Annotated in this window: 2 protein-coding genes; both read left to right on the top strand. The window is 54.8% G+C overall.

Annotated elements, in window-relative coordinates; all coding sequences use genetic code 11:
• Positions 1–728 precede the first annotated feature (728 nt).
• The gene (locus FBQ85_29600) at positions 729–1,073 is read left to right on the top strand and encodes a hypothetical protein (GenBank protein ID MDL1879285.1); all 345 of its coding nucleotides are present in this window, start codon (positions 729–731) and stop codon (positions 1,071–1,073) included.
• A 240-nt stretch (positions 1,074–1,313) separates the two neighbouring features.
• The coding region (locus FBQ85_29595) for a hypothetical protein (GenBank protein ID MDL1879284.1) at positions 1,314–2,108 on the top strand (795 nt) is incomplete at its 3' end.

Here is a 2,108-nt window from a genome sequence, read left to right as displayed (position 1 = left end):
ATCATTCCAACCGATCTTCCCGTTGATTCCTCGGATAGCATTGCCACGACGCCGCAGGCGCAAAGTATTACCGCGAAGGCCAAGTGGATTTTAGCGCATCATCGGCGCGAATGGATCCTTTATAAAATCGGGGTGATTGCAGAATTCGCACAACAAGCGAAAGTAACGTTAGCCAAAAATCCCGACGCCGTGCTCGGCATGTTCAGCGTGCCCTGGAAGCGCGAACAACATGGCTACGCTCTGGTGAGCATTTTGAGCCAGGACTATCGCCGCTTGAGCAATTCTATCGATATCTTTTCACCGATGCTGTATCACGAGCTGTGCGGCCAGCCGGTCGAATGGATTGAAACCTTCGTCAAATATACGGCGGCAGAAACCAAGAAGCCCGTCCTGCCCATCGTGCAATGCGATCTTGGCCCCGATCACCGCGTGCCGGACGATGAATTTGCCGCAGCCGTGCTCAGCGGTCTGGAAGCGCCTTCGCAAGGCGTCATTATCTTCCGCCAGCAGCCGCTGCTCGAGGCCAAGCAATTGTCCATTCTCAGCTCCGCGTGGAAGTGACGCGCGAAATTCCGATTGACAACACGGATTGAGATTGCTACCTTGCCCTCGGTTGCTTGTGGCTGGTTACTGGTTGCTCACAGCCCGTTACCGGCGTCTCCTGATGCAGTTACCTGCAACAAGCAACCGGCAACCAGTAACATTATTCACTTCCATTCGCAAAAGCCATGAAGCTGTTCATCGTGTTTCTCTTTGCCGCCTTCACCAGCCTAACAATGCCGCCTTGCAATCAAGCAGAACAACAACGCGAATCATCAGAATCGAATACCGCAATGGCTTCTCCCTCTGAAGTGTTGATCAAATTCAAAGCCTCCGCGCAGGCGGATTCCGTGCAAGCGTTTACCGCAGCGCTGGGTTTGGTGCAAGTGCGCGATTTATCGGCAATCGGGGTGCGCGTGTTCCGCGTGCCGCCGGGCCAATCGCTTGACACGATCTTGCAGCAATGCCGCGCCCATCCGCAGGTCGAATACGCTGAGCCGAATATCGAATATCGCATACCCGAAAAGCAGTGACGCGGCGCGGCGCCGTTGTGAATTACCGGCAACATGATCAGCGCCGGCAATAAAAAAAGCAAGAAAGCAATCCTGCCGGCAGTGTCTAATCTGTGTCGGTCCAGAAGTGAGGAACCGTGAGGGCCGTTATTTTTTGCATGTAAAAATCAACAACCCAAGACGCGCTTCTTAATAACTGCCCGGCCAGTGGTATCAATTATTCCTGTCGACAACTCTCAACCCCCACTCGAGGAGGATTTCATGAAAAAATGGTGGAGTGTTTTGTGCCTGCTGCTGTTGGCGACGATGTTCAGCGCCCAAACAACCAAGCAGGAGGAACGGCCGTTGTTTATTCCCGGTGAAGTCGTGGTCAGAGTCAGCGATCCGAGCTTGATGGCTGCCATGCCGTCATCGAAATCGCTGGGGCCGAGCGACATTTTTGTGGTGAAAGACACCACCGGCAAAGATGTCAACGCGCTCGTCGATGAATTGCAAAGTCGCCCCGGCGTTATCTATGCTGAGCCCAATTACCTTTATTATGCCAGTGAAACGCCCAACGATCCGCAATTCAGCCAGCTTTGGGGACTGAACAATACCGGCCAAACCGGCGGCGCGGCTGATGCCGACATCGATGCGGTGGAAGCCTGGGATGTGCAGAAAGGCAGCGCGGACATTCTGGTTGCCGTGATCGATACCGGCGTTGATTACAAACATCCCGACTTGGCCGCCAACATGTGGACGAACCCGGGCGAAGATCCCTGGGCGGATCCCAACGATCCCACCAGCGGCAACGGGATCGATGACGACAACAACGGCTTTATCGATGATTGGCGCGGTTGGGATTTCGTCAATCGCGACAACGATCCCTTCGATGACAATGTGCACGGCACGCACGTCGCGGGCACGATTGGCGCGGTGGGAAACAACGGAATCGGCGTCACGGGCGTGAATTGGACCGTGGAAATCATGCCGCTAAAATTTTTGAGTAGCAGCGGCTCAGGCAGTTTGTCCGATGCCATCGAGGCCATCACCTATGCCGCCCGCTTTGGCGCGCAT

The organism is Cytophagia bacterium CHB2 (genome assembly GCA_030263535.1).
Classification (GTDB): domain Bacteria; phylum Zhuqueibacterota; class Zhuqueibacteria; order Zhuqueibacterales; family Zhuqueibacteraceae; genus Coneutiohabitans.
The sequence above is the reverse complement of the archived record's forward strand: the minus strand, read 5'-3'. Positions and strand labels throughout refer to the sequence as shown.